Raw genomic sequence first — 17,799 nt, forward strand, 5'->3', positions numbered from 1 at the left:
ATGAATTTGGGTCCGGTAACCCGTGCCGAGCCGCTCGCCGGCCGGGTGATCGCCGAGTTGCGCCACCAGATCACCTCCGGGGCCTGGCCGGTCGGCTCGCGCATCCCGACCGAGCCGGAGCTGGTCGCCCGGCTCGGTGTCGCGCGCAACACCGTTCGCGAGGCCGTCCGCGCCCTGGCCCACAACGGGCTGCTCGACATCCGGCAGGGCTCGGGCACCTACGTGGCGGCCACCAGTGAGCTGGCCGGCGTGATGCAACGCCGCTTCGCCGCCGCCGATCCCGGGCAGGTTCGCGAGCTGCGCCGGACGCTCGAGGCAGCGGCCGCCGGCTTCGCGGCCCGCCGGCGCACCGAGGAGGACCTGCACCGCCTGGACACCCTGTACGCCCAGCGCGAGCAGGCCTGGTCCACGGGTGCCCGGGACGCGTTCGTGGACGCCGACGCGGCCTTCCACCGGGCGGTGGTGGCGGCTTCGCACAACGAGGTGCTGACCGAGCTCTACGCCGATCTCGGCGAGGTGATCCGCGAGTCGCTGAGCGGCCACTTCGGCGCGGCGCTCAGGCCGGAGGAATACATGGAGCACCACGGCCTGCTGGAGGCCATCCGCGCCGGCGACGCAGCGGCCGCCACCGCGGAGGCGTCGCTGATCTCAGGCGGCGATTGAGGGCGCCGGCGCCTCCTCGGGCTCGCTGCGGACCAGGGTCAGGCGGGGCCGCGACCCGACGCTGACGCTGACCTTGTCGCCGCTCACCCGCAGCTGCCAGAGCAGAGCTGTGACCGACGCCACCAGGCAGACGATGCCGGCCGCCCAGATGCTGGACGACACCCCGAAGTGCTGGCCCCACCAGCCGGCCAGGGACGCACCGACCGGCGTCGTGCCCAGGAACACGAGCACGTAGAGCGCCATCACCCGGCCCCGGTACTGCGCGTCCACGCCCATCTGGACGCGGTGGTTGGCCGCCTGGGCGAGGTACATGGAGAAGAATCCGGTCGGCACCAGCAGGATCATCGCGACGACGAAGGTCGGCGCGAACCCCACCGCGACCTCGAAGGCGCTGAAGATCAGCGCCGCGCCGAGCACGCGGTAGGCACCCGGCCGGCTGCGACGGCCGCTGCCGGCGAGCGCACCGCAGAGCGCGCCCACCGCCAGGGCGGTGGTGAGCAGGCCGAAGGACGACGGCCCGGCATGGAAGTCGATCTTCGCGAGGGCGGCCAGCGTGACCGGGAAGTTGAAGCCGATCATGCCGATGGCCGCCATGAGCCCGATGGGCAGCAGGAGGTCGTCGCGCTTCCGGACGTACTTCAGCCCGTCGATGATCCTCGTGTCTCCCGCCTTGGGGTGCCGGTCGGCGCGATGCAGCTCCGCGGGGCGCATGCGCCAGTAGCTGAAGACCGGCGCGATGGCGAGAACCGTCGCGATGAGGAACACCGGGCCGGTGCCGAACAGCGCGAGCGCCACGCCGGCCAGCGCCGGCCCGCCGATCCGGGCGGTGTTGAAGGTCGCCGCGGACAGGGCCAGCGCATTGGGCAGCAGCGGGAGCTCCACCAGCTCCGAGACGAACGACTGCCGGACCGGCGTCTCCACCGCGTTCGCCACGCCGAGGAGCGAGGCGAACATGAACACATGCCAGAGCGCGACGATCCCGGCCGCCACCAGGATCGCGAATACGATCGCGGTGATCGCGAAGACCGCGTTGGCGAGGATGAGCAGCTTGCGCTTGTCGTACCGGTCGGCGAGCCTGCCACCCCAGAGCGTGAGCAGCAGCACGGGCAGGAACTGCAGGGCGGTGACCACGCCGAGCGCTCCGGGCGAGTTGCCGGAGAGGTCGAGCACCAGCCAGTCCTGCGCGGTGAACATCATCCAGACGCCGATCAGCTTCACCAGCTGACCGGTCGCGAAGATTCGGTAGTTACGGATCTGCAGGGACCGGAACGTCGTGCTCAGCACTGCCCGCACTCGGGTGCGCCTCCTCCTCGGTCGTACGCGTCATCGCCGTGTGACGGAACGACAGGAGGCGGGGGCGGGTCAGGCCCGGGCGACCTGCTGGAGGATCTGCGCCGCCCGTTCGAGCGTGTCGCGTTCGTCCGGGGTGAGCTCGGCCAGCTGCTTCGCCAGCCACTCGTTGCGCGCCTTCTCGAACTGTGCGAACACGACCCGGCCCTGCTCGGTCGCGGCCAGGATGACCTGGCGGCGATCGGTGGGGTGGGGCGTGCGCGCGACGAGGCCGCGGTCCTCGAGCTTGCCGACGATCTTGGTCATCGTCGGCGGTTGCACCCGCTCGACGTCGGCGAGCTCCCGCGGCGTCAGTGCCCCGGCCAGCTGGAGGCTGGTCAGGGCGGACAGTTGACTGAAGGTCAGATCGCCGACCGGGCGTTCCTGACGCACCCGCCGGTTGAGCCGGGTGATCGCCTCGCGCAACCCGACGGCCAGCTGCTCGGCTGAAGTCCGCTCCGCCACCGACCGCTCCATCACGTTAATTAGCCTAGCTAATGAGCTTGGCTAACGACATCGAATACGCCTATGACCGTAGTCACCGGGCACGGTAACGCACCCGGTGACCGCCGCGTCCGTCAGAGCAGCACCGACTCCAGCGGGCCGCGCAGGAAATAGAGGACGAACAGCACGGCTACGCCGTACAGCAGGGGGTGGACCATCCGGGCCTTGCCCACCGCGAGCTTGATGATCACGTACGAGATGATGCCCGCGCCGATGCCGTTCGAGATCGAGTACGTGAAGGGCATGAGCGTGATCGCCAGGAACGCCGGGATGGCGATCTCGTAGTCGGTCCAGTCGATCTGCCGTACGGCCATCATCATGAGGAAGCCGACCACGACCAGCGCGGTGGACGCCGCCTCGAACGGCACCACCGTGACCAGCGGGGCGAGGAACATCGCCAGCAGGAACAGCACCCCGGTGACCAGGTTCGCGACCCCGGTACGCGCACCCTCGGCGACACCCGACGCGCTCTCGATGAACGAGGTGTTGCTCGAGACGCTGGCCGCGCCACCCGCCGCGGCCGCGACCGAGTCGACGAGCAGGATCTCCCGCGTGCGCGGCGGCATGCCCTCGGCGTCGAGCAGTCCGCCCTCCTGACCGACGGCCACCATCGTGCCCATGGTGTCGAAGAAATCGGTGATCAGCAGCGTGAAGACGAACATGAGCACGACCAGCCAGCCGGCCCGGCCCCAGGAGTCCAGGACGTTGAACTTGCCGAGCAGCGACAGGTCGGGCGTGTCCACGATCTTCTCGGGCAGCTTCGGCACGTTCAGCGACCAGCCGGCGGGGTTCGGCTTGCCGTCGACGAAAGACGGACCGATCTTGCCGATGGCCTCGACCACGATCGCGAGCACCGTGGTCGCCAGGATGCCGATGAGGATCGCGCCCTTCACCCGGCGTACGAAAAGAATCAGCGTGAGCAACAGTCCCAGGCAGAAGACCAGGAGCGGCCAGCTCGTGAGCTTGCCGCCGATGCCCAGCTCCACCGGCACCGTCGTGCCGGCGACGTCCGGGATGCGCCGCACGAACCCGGCGTCGACCAGGCCGATGATCATGAGGAAGAGGCCGATGCCGACGCCGATGGCCGTCTTCAGCTCGGTCGGCACCGCCCGGAAGACCGCCGTCCGCAGCCCGGTCAGGACCAGGATGCCGATCACGACGCCCTCGATGACCACCAGACCCATGGCGTCGGCCCAGGTCATCTCCGGCGCGATCTCGTAAGCGACCAGCGCGTTCACGCCGAGGCCGGCAGCGAGCGCCAGCGGGAACCGCGCGACGACACCCATGAGGATCGTCATGACGCCGGCGACCAGGGCCGTACCGGCAGCGAGCGCGGTGAGGGGCAGCTTCGCGCCGGTGGCGTCGACGCCGGCCGCGAGGATCAGCGGGTTGAGCACGACGATGTAGGCCATCGTGAAGAACGTGGCGAACCCGCCCCGGATCTCCCGGCCGACCGTCGAGCCCCGGGCCGAGATCTGAAAGAAACGATCAAAACCATTCCGGGGGGTACGCCCGGACGAGCCGACATTCGCATCGGCGGCAGTAGTGGCCATCGGAGCCCTTCCACGCGGGACGTGCGGCGGGTGTTACGGGCATCGAATCAGACCATTGACCTCGGCAAAAGATCGGAACTGTTACAACCGTCACGCGTCCCCACGGGCCATCTCGGGAGACGTACGCTCATCAGGTGGCCGACCTCTCCCCCACCCCGCACGCGACCACGCCCGGCACCGGCCCGGAGCGGCACGTACCCGGGCTGGACGCGGTGACCGGCACGAAGCCGAGGCCGGAGCCGCTCGATCCGCCCATGGTGCCGTTCGCGCTCGCCGGCATGGCGGCCTTCGCCGTGGCGGGCGTGATCCTGCTGGTCGCCGATGCCCCGGACGACTGGCTCTGGACCTGCCTCGCCGGCCTGCTCTCCGGCATCCCGGGCCTGATCACCATGCTGCGCCACGACGCCAACCGGCGCCGCCGGCGCGCGCTCAGCCACCCCGAGTTCACGGTGACCGACTGAGGCTGACGGACCGGCTCAGCTGTGGCCGTAGTCCTCGGCGGGCTCGCTCGCCTCGACGGAGCCGTGCGCCCGGCTGACCGCCACCGCCTCGACCTCGCTGTCGTCGTAGACGGTCGGGAGCTCCTCGACCGGCTGCTCCGACGTGCCCTGCAGCGCCTCCGAGTGCGCACCGCAGCCGTGGTCGGCGCTGACCGCGCGACCGTCGTCAGGGGCGTACAGATTGCCGCAGACGCCGAACATCGCCCGCATCGACCCGGCGAGCGGCAGGTAGAACCCGCAGGTGCCGCAGCGGGCGGCGCGGGGCGCCGCGGCGGAGATCGGTGCCTCCGGGCCGGACTCGCCGTCGTACCACCGCTGGGCGGTCTCCATGCGGCCCTCGCGGGACATCACGCGGGAGCGGCCCAGGCCGAGCTCCCAGGAGACCTCCTCCACGGCGGCGTCATCGCTGAGCACGTAGCCGGGCGCGAGCCGGTCGTCGTCGGGCGCGGTCGGCATGAGGTCGCCGACGCCGAGATCGCCCGGCTGCACCCGCTCGTTCCACGGCACCCACCCGGGGGCGAGCAGCGCGTCGGGCCCGGGCAGCAGCACGGTCTCGCAGACGGTGACGTGCCGCGACCGGGGCACCCGGGTCACCGTGACCGCCCAGCGCCAGCCGCGGTAGCCGGCGAGGTGGCTCTCGAAGAAGTGGGTCACGACCCGGTCGCCCTCGGCCACCGCCTCGAGGTGCTCGCCGATGTCGGCGGCGTCCACATCGGTGATGGCGCCCCGGGCGACGCCGACCGCATCGGCACAGACCTGATCGAGTCGGGCGGCACGGTTCCCGGTGGTCCTGGTCGTCACGGGGTCATTGTCCCCCACGCGCCAACCCCGGTGGCAACGAGTCCCCCGAATCCGCGTACGCGGGTCGGGGCCGCCGGTTTTCCGGCACACCGCGGTCGCGGACGCGACGCGGCTCGCCTCCATGCGACAGGATGGGGCGATGCCGCTGCTTCCCACTCTCGGACGCACCGTCGGCACCGGCGTCAAGGCGATGCGGATGCTGGTGCGAGGCGGCCTGCGCGGCAGCGCGTGGGCCACCCGCCGGGTCGGTGACGCCCGCGCCCGCGGCGCGGCCAACGAGATCGGCATGATCCGCCTCTTCGACCTGCACGCGCTCTCCTGCGCCGGCGACACCCTCATCGCGATCGGGCTGGCCGGCACGATCTTCTTCAACGTGCCGCTCGGCGAGGCCCGCAGCAAGGTGGCGCTGTACCTGCTCGTGACGATGGTGCCGTTCGCACTGCTGGCCCCGGTGGTGGGCCCGCTGCTCGACCACTTCCGGCACGGCCGCCGGTACGCACTCGCCGTCACGATGCTCGGGCGCGCGTTCCTGGCGTACGTGATCGCGGGCAATTTGCTCGGCTGGGGACTGTATCCCGCCGCGTTCGGCGTGCTGGCCCTCTCCCGGGCGTACGGTGTGGCCCGCTCCGCGGCCGTGCCCCGCCTTCTGCCGGAAGGGGTCGGCCTGTCCCAGGTCGGCGCCCGGGCCAGCGTCTACGGCACCTTCGCGGGCGCGGTGGTCGCCCCCATCGGCCTGCTCGCCTTCGAGTTCGGTCCGCAGTGGCCGCTGCGCGTCGCGTCGATCATCTTCGTGGTCGGCATGGTGATCTCGCTCCGGCTGCCCCCGCGCGCCGACTCCGACCCGCCCGAAGAGGTGCCCCGGCCGTTCCGCACGATGCTGCGCCTGCGCCGCGGCCCGGACCGCCCGCTGTCCGGCAGCCTGGTCATCAACACGCTCGTCGGCAGCGCCAGCTTCCGCTGCCTGTACGGCTTCCTCCTGCTCTACCTGGCGTTCGCCGTCAAAGCGGAGGGCCTGGACACCGAGGTCTTCGGCCGCGACATCGGCAGCCAGGGCGCAGTGGCCCTGGTCGGGGGCGCACTGGCGGTCGGCACGTTCCTCGCCACCGCCGTCGGCACCCGTCTGCGCATCCGCCGCCCCGCGGCGCTGCAGTCCAGCGGCCTGACCATCACGGCCGGCGTGGCGGTGCTCGCCGCGATCTTCTTCACCCTCCCGATGGTGGCCCTGCTGTCGCTGGTCGCCTCGATCTTCAGCGGCATCTCCAAGCTCGCGGTGGACGCCAGCATCCAGGAACGCGTCCCGGAGCGGCTGCGAGCCAGCGCATTCGCGCACTCGGAGACGGTGCTGATGATCGCCTGGGTGGTCGGCGGCGCGGTCGGCATCATCCCCCTGGACGGCCGCATCGGCATCGCGATCGCCGCCGCGTTCTCGGTGGCAGCGGCGGTACGCGGCACGATCGTGGCCGGCCGCCTGCACAAGGAGCGGCTGCACGGCCGCCCGGACGTCGCCGTGGAGGACCCGACGGCAGCGGAGCCACCCACTGAGACCATCCCGACCTCCCCGGCGCCGGGCGGCCCGACGGCCGGGAAGCCTCATACCGCGGCACCGCCGCCTCCGGCCGCCGCCAAGCGCCGTCTCTTCTCCCGCTCCGGCGCGAAGGCTGAGAAGGCCGGGAAGGTTACGGCGGCCGGCGGCTCCCATCCGCCCGCCGCACCGGAGTCAGCACCGGAGTCGGCAGCCCCGGCCCTGGCATCAACACCGGCACCAACCTCGGCCTCGGCTCCCGGCCGTGGCTCGGCTCCGGACCCTGGCTCGGCTCCCGGCCCCGGCTCGGCCGCCGCACCGGCCCCGAGGCAACCCGAGACCTCAGGAAACGACGATCACCTCGCGCCGCCTGGCTTCCACATCTACCGCCCGACGTCGGCCACGAACCACACCGACCCCGGCCGGGAGGAGACCACCCCGTGACCGCGATCAACCGGCTGCTCGTCGTCACGGCCGTCGAGGCCGAGGCGGAGGCCGTCAGATCCGGTGCCGACGCCACGACGGTCCACGTCGCGCCCGTCGGCGTCGGCCCGGCCGCGGCCGCCGCCGGCACTGCCCGCCTGCTCGCCCTCGCCGAGGCACGCGGCATCCCCTACCGGGCCGTGCTCAGCGCAGGAATCGCCGGCGGCTTCGCCGGGCGGGCGGACGTCGGCGCGACCGTCCTCGGCGCCCGCAGCATCGCGGCCGACCTCGGCGCAGAGACCCCCGACGGATTCCTCCCCGTCGAGGAACTCGGCTTCGGCAGCAGCATCGCCGAGGCCGACGTGTCCCTTCTCGAATCCCTCTCCACGGCCCTCCCGCACGCCGTCGTCGGTGACGTGCTCACCCTCGCCACCGTCACCGGCACCGCCCGAACCGCCACCTCCCTGCTCAACCGCTTCCCCACCGCCGTGGCCGAGGCGATGGAGGGATACGGCGTGGCCTGCGCCGCCCGGGACGCGGGTGTGCCCTTCGCCGAGCTGCGGACGATCTCCAACCCGATCGGCCCCCGCGACCGGACCTCCTGGCGTCTCGCAGAAGCATTCTCCGCCCTCACCGACGCCGCCGCGAAGGCCTGTGGATAAACCTGTGGACGAGCGCCGCGCGTGTGGCGATGCGAACAGGGCGACCCGCCGCTGACCTGGCTACCGTGGGGACGTGGCGCTTTCTCTGGCGGTTTCGCCCTGCCCCAACGACACCTTCGTCTTCCACGCCCTCGTGCACGGGCTGATCCCCGGCGCCGAGCCGGTCGACCTCACGTTCGCGGACGTCGACGTGACCAACACCGCGGCCGAGCGCGGCGACTTCGACCTGGTCAAGGTCAGCTACGCGGCGCTGCCGTGGCTGCTGGACGCGTACGAGCTGCTGCCCTGCGGCGGAGCCCTCGGCCGCGGCTGTGGCCCGCTCGTGCTGACCCGCGAGGGCCACGACGGGGACCTGAGCGGCGCGACCGTGGCCGTGCCCGGTGACCGTACGACGGCGTACCTGCTCTTCCGCCTCTGGTCGCAGCAGAACCAGCCGGCCCGCATCGAGGTCGTGCCGTTCCACCGGATCATGCCGGGTGTGGCCGACGGCACGTACGACGCGGGCCTGGTGATCCACGAGGCCCGTTTCACGTACCCGCGCTACGGCCTGACCGCGCTGGCCGACCTCGGCGAGTGGTGGGAGGCGGACACCGGCCTGCCGATCCCTCTCGGCGCGATCCTGGCGCGCCGGGGCGCCGTCGACCCGCAGACGGCCGCCGATTGGATCCGCACCTCGGTGAGCATGGCGTGGGCCGATCCCGCCGCGAGCCGGGAGTTCGTGCTGGCCAATGCCCAGGAGATGGAACCCGACGTGGTCAAGCAGCACATCGAGCTCTACGTCAACGAGTTCACGCTGGACCTGGGCAAGGAGGGGTTCGCGGCGGCGGACGCCCTGCTGGGCCGGGCCGCCGCGGCCGGATTGACCCCACCGGTCGCGAACCTGCAAGCATGACGAAGGCCGCCCCGCGGGGCGGCCTTCGCACGAGAACCGGGGCTCAGACCTCGAGCTCGCGGGCCACCGCGTGCACGAGCTGAGCGATCTTCTGAGCCGTACGCTTGTCCGGGTAGCGCCCGCGGCGCAGGTCCGGCTGGACCTTCGCCTCCAGCACCTTGATCATGTCTTCCACCAGGCCGTGCAGTTCGTCGGCCGGCCGGCGGCGCAGCTCGGCCACGGACGGCGGAGCGTCCAGCACCTTCACGCCCAGCGCCTGGGCGCCCTTGCGGCTGTCCACCACCCCGAACTCGACCCGCTGGCCCGCCCGGAGGTCGGCGACCCCGGACGGCAGGGCGCCCTTGGGCAGGAACACGTCCCCGCCCTCGTCGCTGGTGACGAACCCGAACCCCTTCGCCGCGTCGTACCACTTCACTCGACCCGTGGGCACCGCTGGACCTCGACTTCACTCAATGGATTGATTGCTCAACGCAAGGTTATCGACCGAGCCCGTCAGGACCCAACCGTTATCTCCCGGAGCAGAACCGGGAGGCCGGTCAGGTCCGGAAGCACGTGCGCCGCGCCCGCTTCGGCCAGCTCCTCGGCCGAGCAGGGCCCGGTCGCCACGCCGATGCCGGGGATGCCGGCCGTCCGCGCCGCGATCATGTCGGCCACGTGGTCGCCCACGTACCACCGCACGCCGTGCTCGGTGAGCGCCGCGGCCTTGCCCTCCGCGAAGAGGTCACCGGCCAGCTCGTCGTACTCCATGCCCAGGTGAGAGAGGTGCAGCGCCGCCAGCCGGCCCAGCTTGGAGGTCACGACCACGACCCGGAGCCCGCTTTCCCGTACGGCGGCCAGCGCGGCCACCGCCCCCGGCATGGGAACGGTGGGCGCGATGGCGTGCTCGGGATACAGCGCCCGGTAGGTGGTCACGGCCTGCTCGACGTCCGGCTCGGGGAACCACTGGCTGAGCTCGGCCCGCAGCGGCGGCCCCAGCCGCGTGACGGCCAGATCGGCGTCGACATGCACCCCGGTCTGCTCCGTCAGGGCCCGGTAGGCCGCCCGGATGCCCGGCCGGGAGTCGATCAGGGTCATGTCGAGGTCGAACCCGACCGCCCCACTCACGGAGTGGTGGTCGGCGTGTACGTCAGGCGCTCCACCGGCAGCGGGAAGGTCTGGTCGTCACCGAACGGCGAAGGGGCGGCCGCACGGTCGCTGACCAGCTCGGACACGGCGAGATGCCCCTCCTTGATGGAAGACTCGCGGCCCGGCTTCCCGGTGGCCCGGCCGGCCTCCACCGCCGTACCCGGCATCTTGTTGCTCGCCCCCACAGCACACTCCCCTTGGTCGCTCAGTCGGCCCGGCCACGCCCCGGGCCCCCGCCAATCGTCCCACGGCGGTTAGCGTTGATGACGATGGCCACCGCATTCGCCGACCAGCTCCGGTCACTGTCCGACGACGCCCTGGGCGCGCTCATCCAGTTGCGTCCCGATCTTGTCGTGCCCGTACCGGCCGACATCTCCGCCCTCGCCGTACGCGCCCAGTCCCGCGGCTCGGTGGCCCGCTGCCTGGACGCGCTCGACGAGTTCACGCTCGCCGTGCTGGACGCGGCGCGGCTCAGCCGGGGCGAGGAGACCGCCCTGACCTCGGTCACCGCCATCGTGGCGCTCGCCTCCGGGGTCTCGCCCGACGACGTGGGGGTGGCCATCGGCCGGCTGCGGGCCCGCTTCCTGCTGCACGGGCCGGAGGAGGCGCTGCAGGTGGTCGGCGCGGTCGACGAGGTGACCTCGCCGTACCCGGCCGGCCTGGGCCGCCCCGCCGACTACCTGGACGCACAGGCGGCGGCTCTCTGCGCGGATCGGGCCAAGCTTCGGCGTACGGTCATGGCCGCGCCCCCGGGCGCCCGCGCCGTGCTTGACCGCCTCGCGGCGGGCCCCCCGGTCGGCGCCCTCAGCTCGGGCGGCACGGTCGCCGAGCCGGTGCAGTGGCTGATCGACCATCACATCCTGGTGCCGGTCACCGAGGCCGGCCGGGCGCCCCGGCCCGACGGCGAGCTGGTCGAGCTGCCCCGCGAGGTCGGGCTGCTGCTGCGCCGCGAGTCCGGCCCGCTGGGCGAGCTGCGCCCGTTCCCGCCGTCGCCGCAGGGCCCGGTCCGGGACGTCAAGTCCGTCGACTCGGCGGGCGCCGGCCAGGTCATGGAGGCCGTACGCACCACGGAGGCGCTGCTGGAGGCGCTGAGCGCCGAGCCGGCCCCGGTGCTCAAGACCGGTGGTCTGGGCGTACGGGATCTCAAGCGCCTCGCCCGCGCCGCCGGTGTGGACGAACCGGTCGCCGCCCTGCTGCTCGAGGTGGCGTATGCCGCCGGCCTGCTCGGCGAGTCCGACGCGGCCGGCACCGGCCGCGGCGTGACCACCAGCCGGGCGACCGGCACAGCCGACGAGATCTTCCTCCCCACCGGCGCGTACGACCTCTGGCGGGCGCTGAGCGTCGCCCAGCGCTGGTGGGCGCTGGCCACCGGGTGGCTGGTGATGACCCGCCAGCCGGGGCTGGTCGGGCAGCGCGACGACCGGGACAAGCCGATCAACGCCCTCTCCCCGGACGCCGAGCGGGCGGGCGCGCCGCAGGCCCGCCGGGAGGTGCTGGCCGCGCTCGCCGAGCTGGCGCCGGGCACCGCGCCCGAGGCCGGCGACGTGCTCGCCCTGCTCGCCTGGCAGGCACCACGCCGGGCGCGGGGCCGGGAGCAGACGCACCGGGACGCCCTCGCCGGCGCGGCGACCCTGGGCCTGACCGGGCGGGGGGCGCTCACCTCGTACGGCCGGCTGCTGGAGTCCGGCGACGACCGGGCCGAGGCCGACCCGCTGGGCGCCGGGCCGGGCGGCGAGCGGTTGCCGGGTGCGTCCGAGGCGGTCCGGGCCCTCGACGCCCTCCTGCCCGCGCCGGTCGACCACGTGCTGGTGCAGGCCGACCTGTCCGTGGTGGTGCCGGGCCCGCCCGAGCCGGAGCTGGCGGCGGAGCTCGAGGTGATCGCCGAGCTGGAGTCGGCGGGCGGCGCCAGCGTCCACCGGGTCACCGCGGCGAGCGTGCGCCGCGCCCTCGACGTCGGGTACGCGGCCACCGACCTGCACGCCCTCTTCCAGCGCCGGTCCCGTACCCCCATCCCGCAGGCGCTCACGTACCTGATCGACGACGCCGCCCGCAAGCACGGCGGCCTGCGCGGCGGCTCGGCCGGCTCGTACGTCCGCAGCGACGACGAGGCGCTGATCGCCGAGGTGCTCGCGGACAAGCGGCTGAGCACCGCCTCGCTGCGCCGGCTCGCCCCGACGGTGCTGGTCAGCCCGCTGCAGCTGACCCGGTTGCTCGGTGCGCTGCGGGAGGCCGGTTTCGCCCCGGTCGCCGAGGATGCCGCGGGTGCTGCCGTGTTGTCGCGGCCCAAGGTCCGCCGGGCTGCCAGCCGTACCCCTGTCTCGGCCCGGATCGCCGAGCCCGCCGGACCGCTGCTGACCGGCCCCCGCCTGGCGGGGGTGGTCGAGCAGATCCGCCGCGGCGACATCGCCACCCGGGCGGCCCGCCGCGCGCCGGTCACCGTGCGGGCCGCGAACGGGCAGAGTGTTCCCGGCCTCACCTCGGTGCAGGCGCACACGCAGGCGATGGCGGTGCTGCAGCAGGCGGTCCGGGACAAGGCCCGGGTCTGGGTCGGGTACGTGGACGCGCACGGCGCGACGCTGTCCCGGCTGGTACGCGCGGTCTCCCTGAGCGCCGGCTACCTGCGCGCCGAGGACGAACGAACGGAGACGCTGCACACGTTCGCCCTGCACCGGGTGACCGCGGCCGTGCTGGAGGAGTGACGGCCGGGACCGCGCGCCCCCGTTTCCCCCGCTGCGCGCGATCCGCCGCCGTGTCCTTTATCGATAAACGCCTACCTGTGCAGCAGGGTTGCACGACCGGTCAAGGTTTCCGCCCGGCCGTGTCAGACTGGAGGGTCTTCTCTCGTTCGTGGAAGGGCACCCTGGTGAGCGGCGGACCCCTGATCGTGCAGTCCGACAAGACCCTGTTGCTGGAGGTCGACCACCCCGACGCCCAGGCCTGCCGGATGGCCATCGCACCCTTCGCCGAGCTGGAGCGCTCGCCCGAGCACGTCCACACCTACAGGTTGACCCCGCTGGGCCTGTGGAACGCCCGGGCCGCCGGTCACGACGCCGAAGGCGTCGTCGACTCCCTGATCAAGTTCTCCCGCTACCCGGTGCCGCACGCGCTGCTGGTCGATGTCGCCGACACCATGGATCGGTACGGCCGCCTCCAGCTCGTCAACGACCCGACGCACGGGCTCGTCCTGCGCGGGCTGGACAAGATCGTGCTGGTGGAGGTGGCGAAGAGCAAGAAGCTCGCCGGCATGCTCGGCGCCCGCATCGATGACGAGACGATCGTCGTGCACCCCTCCGAACGCGGCCGCCTCAAGCAGGCGCTGCTCAAGCTGGGCTGGCCGGCCGAGGACCTGGCCGGGTACGTGGACGGCGAGGCGCACGAGATCGAGTTGGCGCAGGACGGGTGGACGCTGCGGTCGTACCAGCAGGAGGCGGTGGAGGGCTTCTGGGCCGGTGGCTCCGGCGTGGTGGTGCTGCCGTGCGGCGCCGGCAAGACGCTGGTCGGTGCCGCCGCGATGGCCACGGCCAAGGCGACGACGCTGATCCTGGTGACCAACACGGTCGCGGGCCGGCAGTGGAAGCGCGAGCTCGTCGCCCGCACGTCGCTCACCGAGGAGGAGATCGGCGAGTATTCCGGCGAGCGCAAGGAGATCCGCCCGGTCACCATCGCGACGTACCAGGTGCTCACCTCCCGCCGCGGCGGCGCCTTCACCCACCTCGACCTCTTCGGCGCCCGCGACTGGGGCCTGGTCATCTACGACGAGGTGCACCTGCTGCCCGCGCCGATCTTCCGCTTCACGGCAGACCTGCAGGCCCGCCGCCGCCTGGGCCTCACCGCGACCCTGGTCCGCGAGGACGGCCGCGAGGGCGACGTCTTCTCGCTCATCGGCCCGAAGCGCTACGACGCGCCCTGGAAGGACATCGAGGCGCAGGGCTGGATCGCCCCGGCCGAGTGCACCGAGGTCCGGGTCACGCTGACGGACGCCGAGCGCATGGCGTACGCGGTGACCGACGCCGAGGAGCGCTACCGGGTCGCGGCCACCGCCCGTACGAAGCTGCCCGTGGTCCGCGCCCTGGTGGAGAAGCACGCGGGCGAGCAGACCCTGGTCATCGGCGGCTACATCGACCAGCTGCACGAGCTGGGCGAGTATCTCGACGCCCCGATCGTGCAGGGCTCGACCACCAACAAGGAGCGGGAACGGCTCTTCGACGAGTTCCGCGCGGGCAAGCTCCGCACGCTGGTCATCTCCAAGGTGGGCAACTTCAGCATCGACCTGCCCGAGGCGGCGGTGGCGATCCAGGTGTCCGGCACGTTCGGTTCCCGCCAGGAGGAGGCGCAGCGGCTGGGCCGGGTGCTGCGGCCGAAGGCGGACGGGCGCCAGGCCCACTTCTACACCGTGGTGTCCCGGGACACGATCGACACCGAGTACGCGGCGCACCGGCAGCGGTTCCTCGCGGAGCAGGGGTACGCGTACACGATTGTCGACGCGGACGACGTGCTCGGCCCGCCGCTCCCCCAGATCGACTGACCCGCCGGCGCCTACTCCGTCGCGACCGCTGTCGGCCTGGTGGGCGCGGTGGGCCGCCCGGTGGGCGCATCAGTCGGCTCGGGGGCCTGCTGCGTTGCCTCGGTGGCCTGCTCATCGGGGACAGCGGGCGGGTCGGGCGGGAACTCCGAGGACACCGGCGCGGGCACGACCACGGCGGGCTCCGAAGCGGGGCCGCCGTCCCTGCTGACCAGGAATGCGCCGCCGAGGCAGCCCAGGAACACCACGAACGCGAGGGCGACCGCCCCGGCGATCAGCGCCCGCGCCCACGAACCGCCGCCGGTCCCGGGCCGGCGGGGCAGCGGCGGCGGGGCCATCGGCGGTCCGCCCACGAACGGCGGTGGCGCGCTCGTCGGTGGGCGGAAACCCGGCCCGCTCGGCGGGAACGGTCCCGGCCGGGTCCGCCGCAGATCGTCCGGCGGCGGAATCACCGCCGCGGGCGCCGGCGGCACATAAGCCTGCGGCGCGGGCGCCGACGGCGGCACCCAAGCCGGTGCGGCCGATGCCGGAGCCGCGCCCGCAGCGGCGAGGCCCGCGGCTGAAGCCGCCGCCGTGAGGCCCGGGGCCGAAGCCGCGAGGCCCGGGGCCGCGGCCGGAACCGGAGGCGCCGAGGCCGGGAGACCGGCGGTCGGCGCACCCGCGGCAGCCACCATCGCGGCCACCTCCGACGTGTCCACCGGCGCGGTCCGCTCGGCCCGTCCGGTGAAGCGCGACGACGAGAAGGTCACCGTCCCGGCGAAGACCCGGTCGACCGGGTCGGCCGGTTGCGGCAGCCCGGCCTCCTCGTACGCCGCCGCGGCCACGACCTCCGGGCTGCCGAGCCGTTCCAGCACGGCGAGCAGTTCGGTCTCCGAGGACACCCCGCGCTCGGCGCGCTCGTTGACGATGTGCGCCTCGAGGTCGCCCAGCAGCTCGCGGCGCTGGAGGACCGGCAGGCCGTGCAGGCGTTGCTCGATCTCCGTCAGGTACTCGGCGACGACGTCGTCGATTCTGTCGCTGCTCATTCCCCACCGGTCCCTACGAGACGGTCGACGGTCTGTCGAAACGAAACCCATTCCGTGCGGAAGTGCTCCAGCGCCGCCCGGCCGCTGTCGGTGAGGGCGTAGTAGCGCCGGGGTGGGCCCGACGGCGACTCGCTCCACTTGCTGTCCAGCCAGCCGACCCGGCGCAACCGGGACAGCAACGGGTAGATCGTGCCTTCCGAGGCGGCGAGGTTCACCTCGTCGCCGAAGCGCCGCACGATCTCGGTGCCGTACCGGTCCTCGTGCTCGACCATGGCCAGCACGCAGAACTCGAGGGTCCCGCGCCGGAGGCCGGTCGAGAGCTGCGCCACGTCTGCCATGCGGCACACGGTACCTTGCGTCGCAAGGTACCTCAAGAAGTCACGGCAGCGCCGGGCCGGGCTCCAGCAGATCCTCGAGCAGATCACCGTGCGTATCGACGCGCTCGAGTACCTCCGCGGCGCCGAACTGCCGCGCGGGCTCGTCCCCGAGCGCCATCGCGGCCACCTCGTCCCAGGTGAGCGGCGTGGAGGCGGTCGGCGCCTCCTGGGCCCGCAGCGAGTACGGCGCCACCGTCGTCTTCGCGGCGGCGTTCTGACTCCAGTCGATGAACACCTTGCCGGGCCGGATCGCCTTGGCCATCTTCGCCGTGATCGAGCCCGGCACCTGCGCGGACAACTCCTCGGCCACCTTCTTGGCGTATCCCGAGACCGTCTCGGAGTCCTGGGTGCCGGAGATCGGCACGCACAGTTGCATGCCCTTCTTGCCCGACGTCTTCGGGTACGCGCTCAGCCCGTCCGCGGCCAGCCGATCACGCATGAGCATCGCCACCGCGCAGCACTCCTGGAGCCCGGCGGGCGCACCTGGGTCGAGGTCCACCACCATCAGGTCCGGGTGCTCGCCGATCCGCCACTGCGGGGTGTGCAGCTCGAGCGACGCCAGGTTCGCGACCCACACGAGGGTGGCCAGCTCGTCGACGACCACGAAGTCGATGGTCTCCCGGGACTTGGTGGACCCCGGTACGGGCAGCGTCTCCAGGCGTACCCATGAAGGGGTTCCGCCCGGAGCGTTCTTCTCGAAGAAGTGGGCGCCCTGGACACCGTTGGGATAGCGGATCCGGGTGAGCGCGCGGTCGCGCAGGTGCGGCAGCAGCACCGGAGCCATGCGCGTGTAATAGTCGATCACTTCACCCTTGGTGAAGCCGGCGGCCGGGTACATCAGCTTGTCCAGGTTCGACAGTTCGAGGTCGCGGCCCTCGATCTGGACGGCGAAGCGCTCACCCGCCATCGTCGTCCTCCTCCACGCACTCGTCCGGCGTCTTGTCCGGGCGCAGCCGCAGGAAGCGCGGGAACCGCAACCGGCCGTCCGGCGTACGGTTGCCGTAGCGCACCTCGACCACCAGGTCCGGGCTTACCCAGTGGGCGCCGCGCGCATCCTCCCTGGGCACCGCCCCCGCCGCGAACGGGGACTCCCGGGTGGCGAGCGGCGCCAGCACGGACAGCAGCTCGCGTTCCGCCGCCCCGCCGATCCCGCCGCCGACCCGGCCCCGGAAGCGCAGCCGGCCGCCCGGTCCCGGCAGGCCGACCAGCAGGCCGCCGAGACGCCGGGCCCCGGACCGCCACCCGCCGATCACGTAGTCGCCGGTCCGGTCGAACTTCACCTTGATCCAGTCGGGCGAGCGCAGGCCCGGCACGTACGGCGTGTCCAGGCGCTTGGCGACGACGCCCTCGAGGCTGTTCTCGCGCGCGGCCGCGGCGGTGGCCGGCCCGTCCGTGAAAGCCGGCGGCACCATCCACGGGCCCGGGCCCAGGTCGAGCTCCTCGAGGCGGGCGCGCCGCTGCTCGTACGGGAGGTCGAGCAGCGACTCACCCCCGTACCGAAGAAGGTCGAAGATCATGTACGTGACCGGCAACGTGACCGCCAAGCGCGCCGCCTTGCCGGGATCCCGGACGTGCATGCGCTCGGCGAGCGAGGTGAAGGACGGCCGTCCGGCCGCGTCGAGGACCACCATCTCGCCGTCGAGGAGTGAATCGGGCGGCAAAGCGAGCGGGGCGATCTCCGGATAGGCGAGGCTCACGGAGGTGCCCGAACGGGCCCACAGCCGCGGCGCACCGCCGGAGAACGAGGAGAGGACCCGGACGCCGTCCCACTTGAACTCATAGCTCCAGCCCGCGCCGAGCGGGAGCGGCCCCGCCGTCGCGAGCATGGGAGACAACGGCGCACCCGGCACCTGATCACCATAGGCAGGCACGAACACCTTACGCAGGCGTCTCGGTGATGC

Annotated in this window: 18 protein-coding genes; 7 read left to right on the plus strand and 11 right to left on the minus strand. The window is 72.7% G+C overall.

Translation table 11 applies throughout. The features are described from left to right. Positions 1-663, plus strand: coding sequence for a FadR/GntR family transcriptional regulator (locus ACIBO8_RS33115; protein ID WP_396119372.1), 663 nt, complete (start codon positions 1-3; stop codon positions 661-663). Here ACIBO8_RS33115 and ACIBO8_RS33120 read toward each other — a convergent pair. The 3 genes from ACIBO8_RS33120 to ACIBO8_RS33130 all read right to left on the minus strand — a co-directional run bounded on the left by ACIBO8_RS33120 (position 649) and on the right by ACIBO8_RS33130 (position 4,049). Continuing rightward, a complete protein-coding gene (locus tag ACIBO8_RS33120) occupies positions 649-1,956 on the minus strand; it encodes an MFS transporter (protein WP_396119373.1) in 1,308 nt (435 codons plus the stop codon). The two genes, ACIBO8_RS33115 and ACIBO8_RS33120, sit on opposite strands and share 15 nt — an antisense overlap. A gap of 69 nt (positions 1,957-2,025) precedes the next feature. Further along, complete coding sequence (locus ACIBO8_RS33125; protein ID WP_396119574.1) at positions 2,026-2,469, minus strand: MarR family winged helix-turn-helix transcriptional regulator; 444 nt, start codon at positions 2,467-2,469, stop codon at positions 2,026-2,028. A 101-nt stretch (positions 2,470-2,570) separates the two neighbouring features. Beyond that, a complete protein-coding gene (locus tag ACIBO8_RS33130) occupies positions 2,571-4,049 on the minus strand; it encodes an NCS2 family permease (RefSeq protein WP_396119374.1) in 1,479 nt (492 codons plus the stop codon). Between the two features lie 254 nt (positions 4,050-4,303). Between ACIBO8_RS33130 and ACIBO8_RS33135 the strand changes: the two genes are divergently transcribed. Further along, positions 4,304-4,510: a DUF2530 domain-containing protein gene (locus ACIBO8_RS33135; RefSeq protein ID WP_396119576.1), complete on the plus strand. Its 207-nt coding sequence runs from the start codon at positions 4,304-4,306 to the stop codon at positions 4,508-4,510. A gap of 15 nt (positions 4,511-4,525) precedes the next feature. Here ACIBO8_RS33135 and ACIBO8_RS33140 read toward each other — a convergent pair whose 3' ends face one another. Next, complete coding sequence (locus ACIBO8_RS33140) at positions 4,526-5,350, minus strand: DUF3027 domain-containing protein (RefSeq protein ID WP_396119375.1); 825 nt, start codon at positions 5,348-5,350, stop codon at positions 4,526-4,528. 139 nt (positions 5,351-5,489) lie between these two features. Between ACIBO8_RS33140 and ACIBO8_RS33145 the strand changes: the two genes are divergently transcribed. The 3 genes from ACIBO8_RS33145 (at position 5,490) to ACIBO8_RS33155 (ending at position 8,849) form a co-directional block, all read left to right on the plus strand. Then, the gene (locus tag ACIBO8_RS33145) at positions 5,490-7,316 is read left to right on the plus strand and encodes an MFS transporter (RefSeq protein ID WP_396119376.1); all 1,827 of its coding nucleotides are present in this window, start codon (positions 5,490-5,492) and stop codon (positions 7,314-7,316) included. A 5-nt stretch (positions 7,317-7,321) separates the two neighbouring features. Then, a complete protein-coding gene (locus tag ACIBO8_RS33150; protein WP_396119577.1) occupies positions 7,322-7,957 on the plus strand; it encodes a futalosine hydrolase in 636 nt (211 codons plus the stop codon). A gap of 73 nt (positions 7,958-8,030) precedes the next feature. Continuing rightward, positions 8,031-8,849 (plus strand): 1,4-dihydroxy-6-naphthoate synthase, encoded by an 819-nt coding sequence (locus tag ACIBO8_RS33155; protein WP_396119377.1) that lies wholly within the window; start codon positions 8,031-8,033, stop codon positions 8,847-8,849. Between the two features lie 43 nt (positions 8,850-8,892). Here the strand turns inward: ACIBO8_RS33155 and ACIBO8_RS33160 are convergent, their stop codons facing one another. From ACIBO8_RS33160 to ACIBO8_RS33170, 3 genes are all read right to left on the minus strand, one after another. Further along, the gene (locus ACIBO8_RS33160; protein ID WP_396119378.1) at positions 8,893-9,279 is read right to left on the minus strand and encodes a cold-shock protein; all 387 of its coding nucleotides are present in this window, start codon (positions 9,277-9,279) and stop codon (positions 8,893-8,895) included. Positions 9,280-9,341: 62 nt separating this feature from the next. Beyond that, complete coding sequence (locus ACIBO8_RS33165; RefSeq protein ID WP_396119379.1) at positions 9,342-9,953, minus strand: HAD family hydrolase; 612 nt, start codon at positions 9,951-9,953, stop codon at positions 9,342-9,344. Next, positions 9,950-10,159 carry a hypothetical protein gene (locus ACIBO8_RS33170; RefSeq protein WP_396119380.1) on the minus strand — a complete coding sequence of 70 codons (210 nt, stop codon included), beginning with the start codon at positions 10,157-10,159 and terminating at the stop codon, positions 9,950-9,952. The genes ACIBO8_RS33165 and ACIBO8_RS33170 overlap by 4 nt, the downstream gene beginning before the upstream one ends. A gap of 84 nt (positions 10,160-10,243) precedes the next feature. Between ACIBO8_RS33170 and ACIBO8_RS33175 the strand changes: the two genes are divergently transcribed. Together ACIBO8_RS33175 and ACIBO8_RS33180 are read left to right on the plus strand one after the other, a co-directional pair. After that, a complete protein-coding gene (locus ACIBO8_RS33175; RefSeq protein WP_396119381.1) occupies positions 10,244-12,673 on the plus strand; it encodes a helicase-associated domain-containing protein in 2,430 nt (809 codons plus the stop codon). A gap of 164 nt (positions 12,674-12,837) precedes the next feature. Next, a complete protein-coding gene (locus ACIBO8_RS33180) occupies positions 12,838-14,499 on the plus strand; it encodes a DNA repair helicase XPB (protein WP_396119579.1) in 1,662 nt (553 codons plus the stop codon). A gap of 11 nt (positions 14,500-14,510) precedes the next feature. Here the strand turns inward: ACIBO8_RS33180 and ACIBO8_RS33185 are convergent, their stop codons facing one another. Genes ACIBO8_RS33185 through ligD (ACIBO8_RS33200) form a run of 4 tightly spaced genes read right to left on the minus strand, consistent with a single transcriptional unit; the run spans position 14,511 to position 17,748 of the window. Further along, positions 14,511-15,521 (minus strand): HAAS signaling domain-containing protein, encoded by a 1,011-nt coding sequence (locus tag ACIBO8_RS33185; protein ID WP_396119382.1) that lies wholly within the window; start codon positions 15,519-15,521, stop codon positions 14,511-14,513. Further along, complete coding sequence (locus ACIBO8_RS33190) at positions 15,518-15,859, minus strand: PadR family transcriptional regulator (RefSeq protein WP_396119383.1); 342 nt, start codon at positions 15,857-15,859, stop codon at positions 15,518-15,520. The genes ACIBO8_RS33185 and ACIBO8_RS33190 overlap by 4 nt, the downstream gene beginning before the upstream one ends. 40 nt (positions 15,860-15,899) lie before the next feature. After that, positions 15,900-16,805, minus strand: coding sequence for a non-homologous end-joining DNA ligase (gene ligD / locus ACIBO8_RS33195; RefSeq protein ID WP_396119384.1), 906 nt, complete (start codon positions 16,803-16,805; stop codon positions 15,900-15,902). After that, positions 16,795-17,748, minus strand: coding sequence for a non-homologous end-joining DNA ligase (gene ligD / locus ACIBO8_RS33200; protein WP_396119581.1), 954 nt, complete (start codon positions 17,746-17,748; stop codon positions 16,795-16,797). The genes ligD (ACIBO8_RS33195) and ligD (ACIBO8_RS33200) overlap by 11 nt, the downstream gene beginning before the upstream one ends. Between the last annotated feature and the right edge of the window lie 51 nt (positions 17,749-17,799).

This window comes from Actinoplanes sp. NPDC049681 (assembly GCF_044465265.1).
In the GTDB taxonomy this organism is placed as follows: Bacteria; Actinomycetota; Actinomycetes; order Mycobacteriales; family Micromonosporaceae; genus Actinoplanes.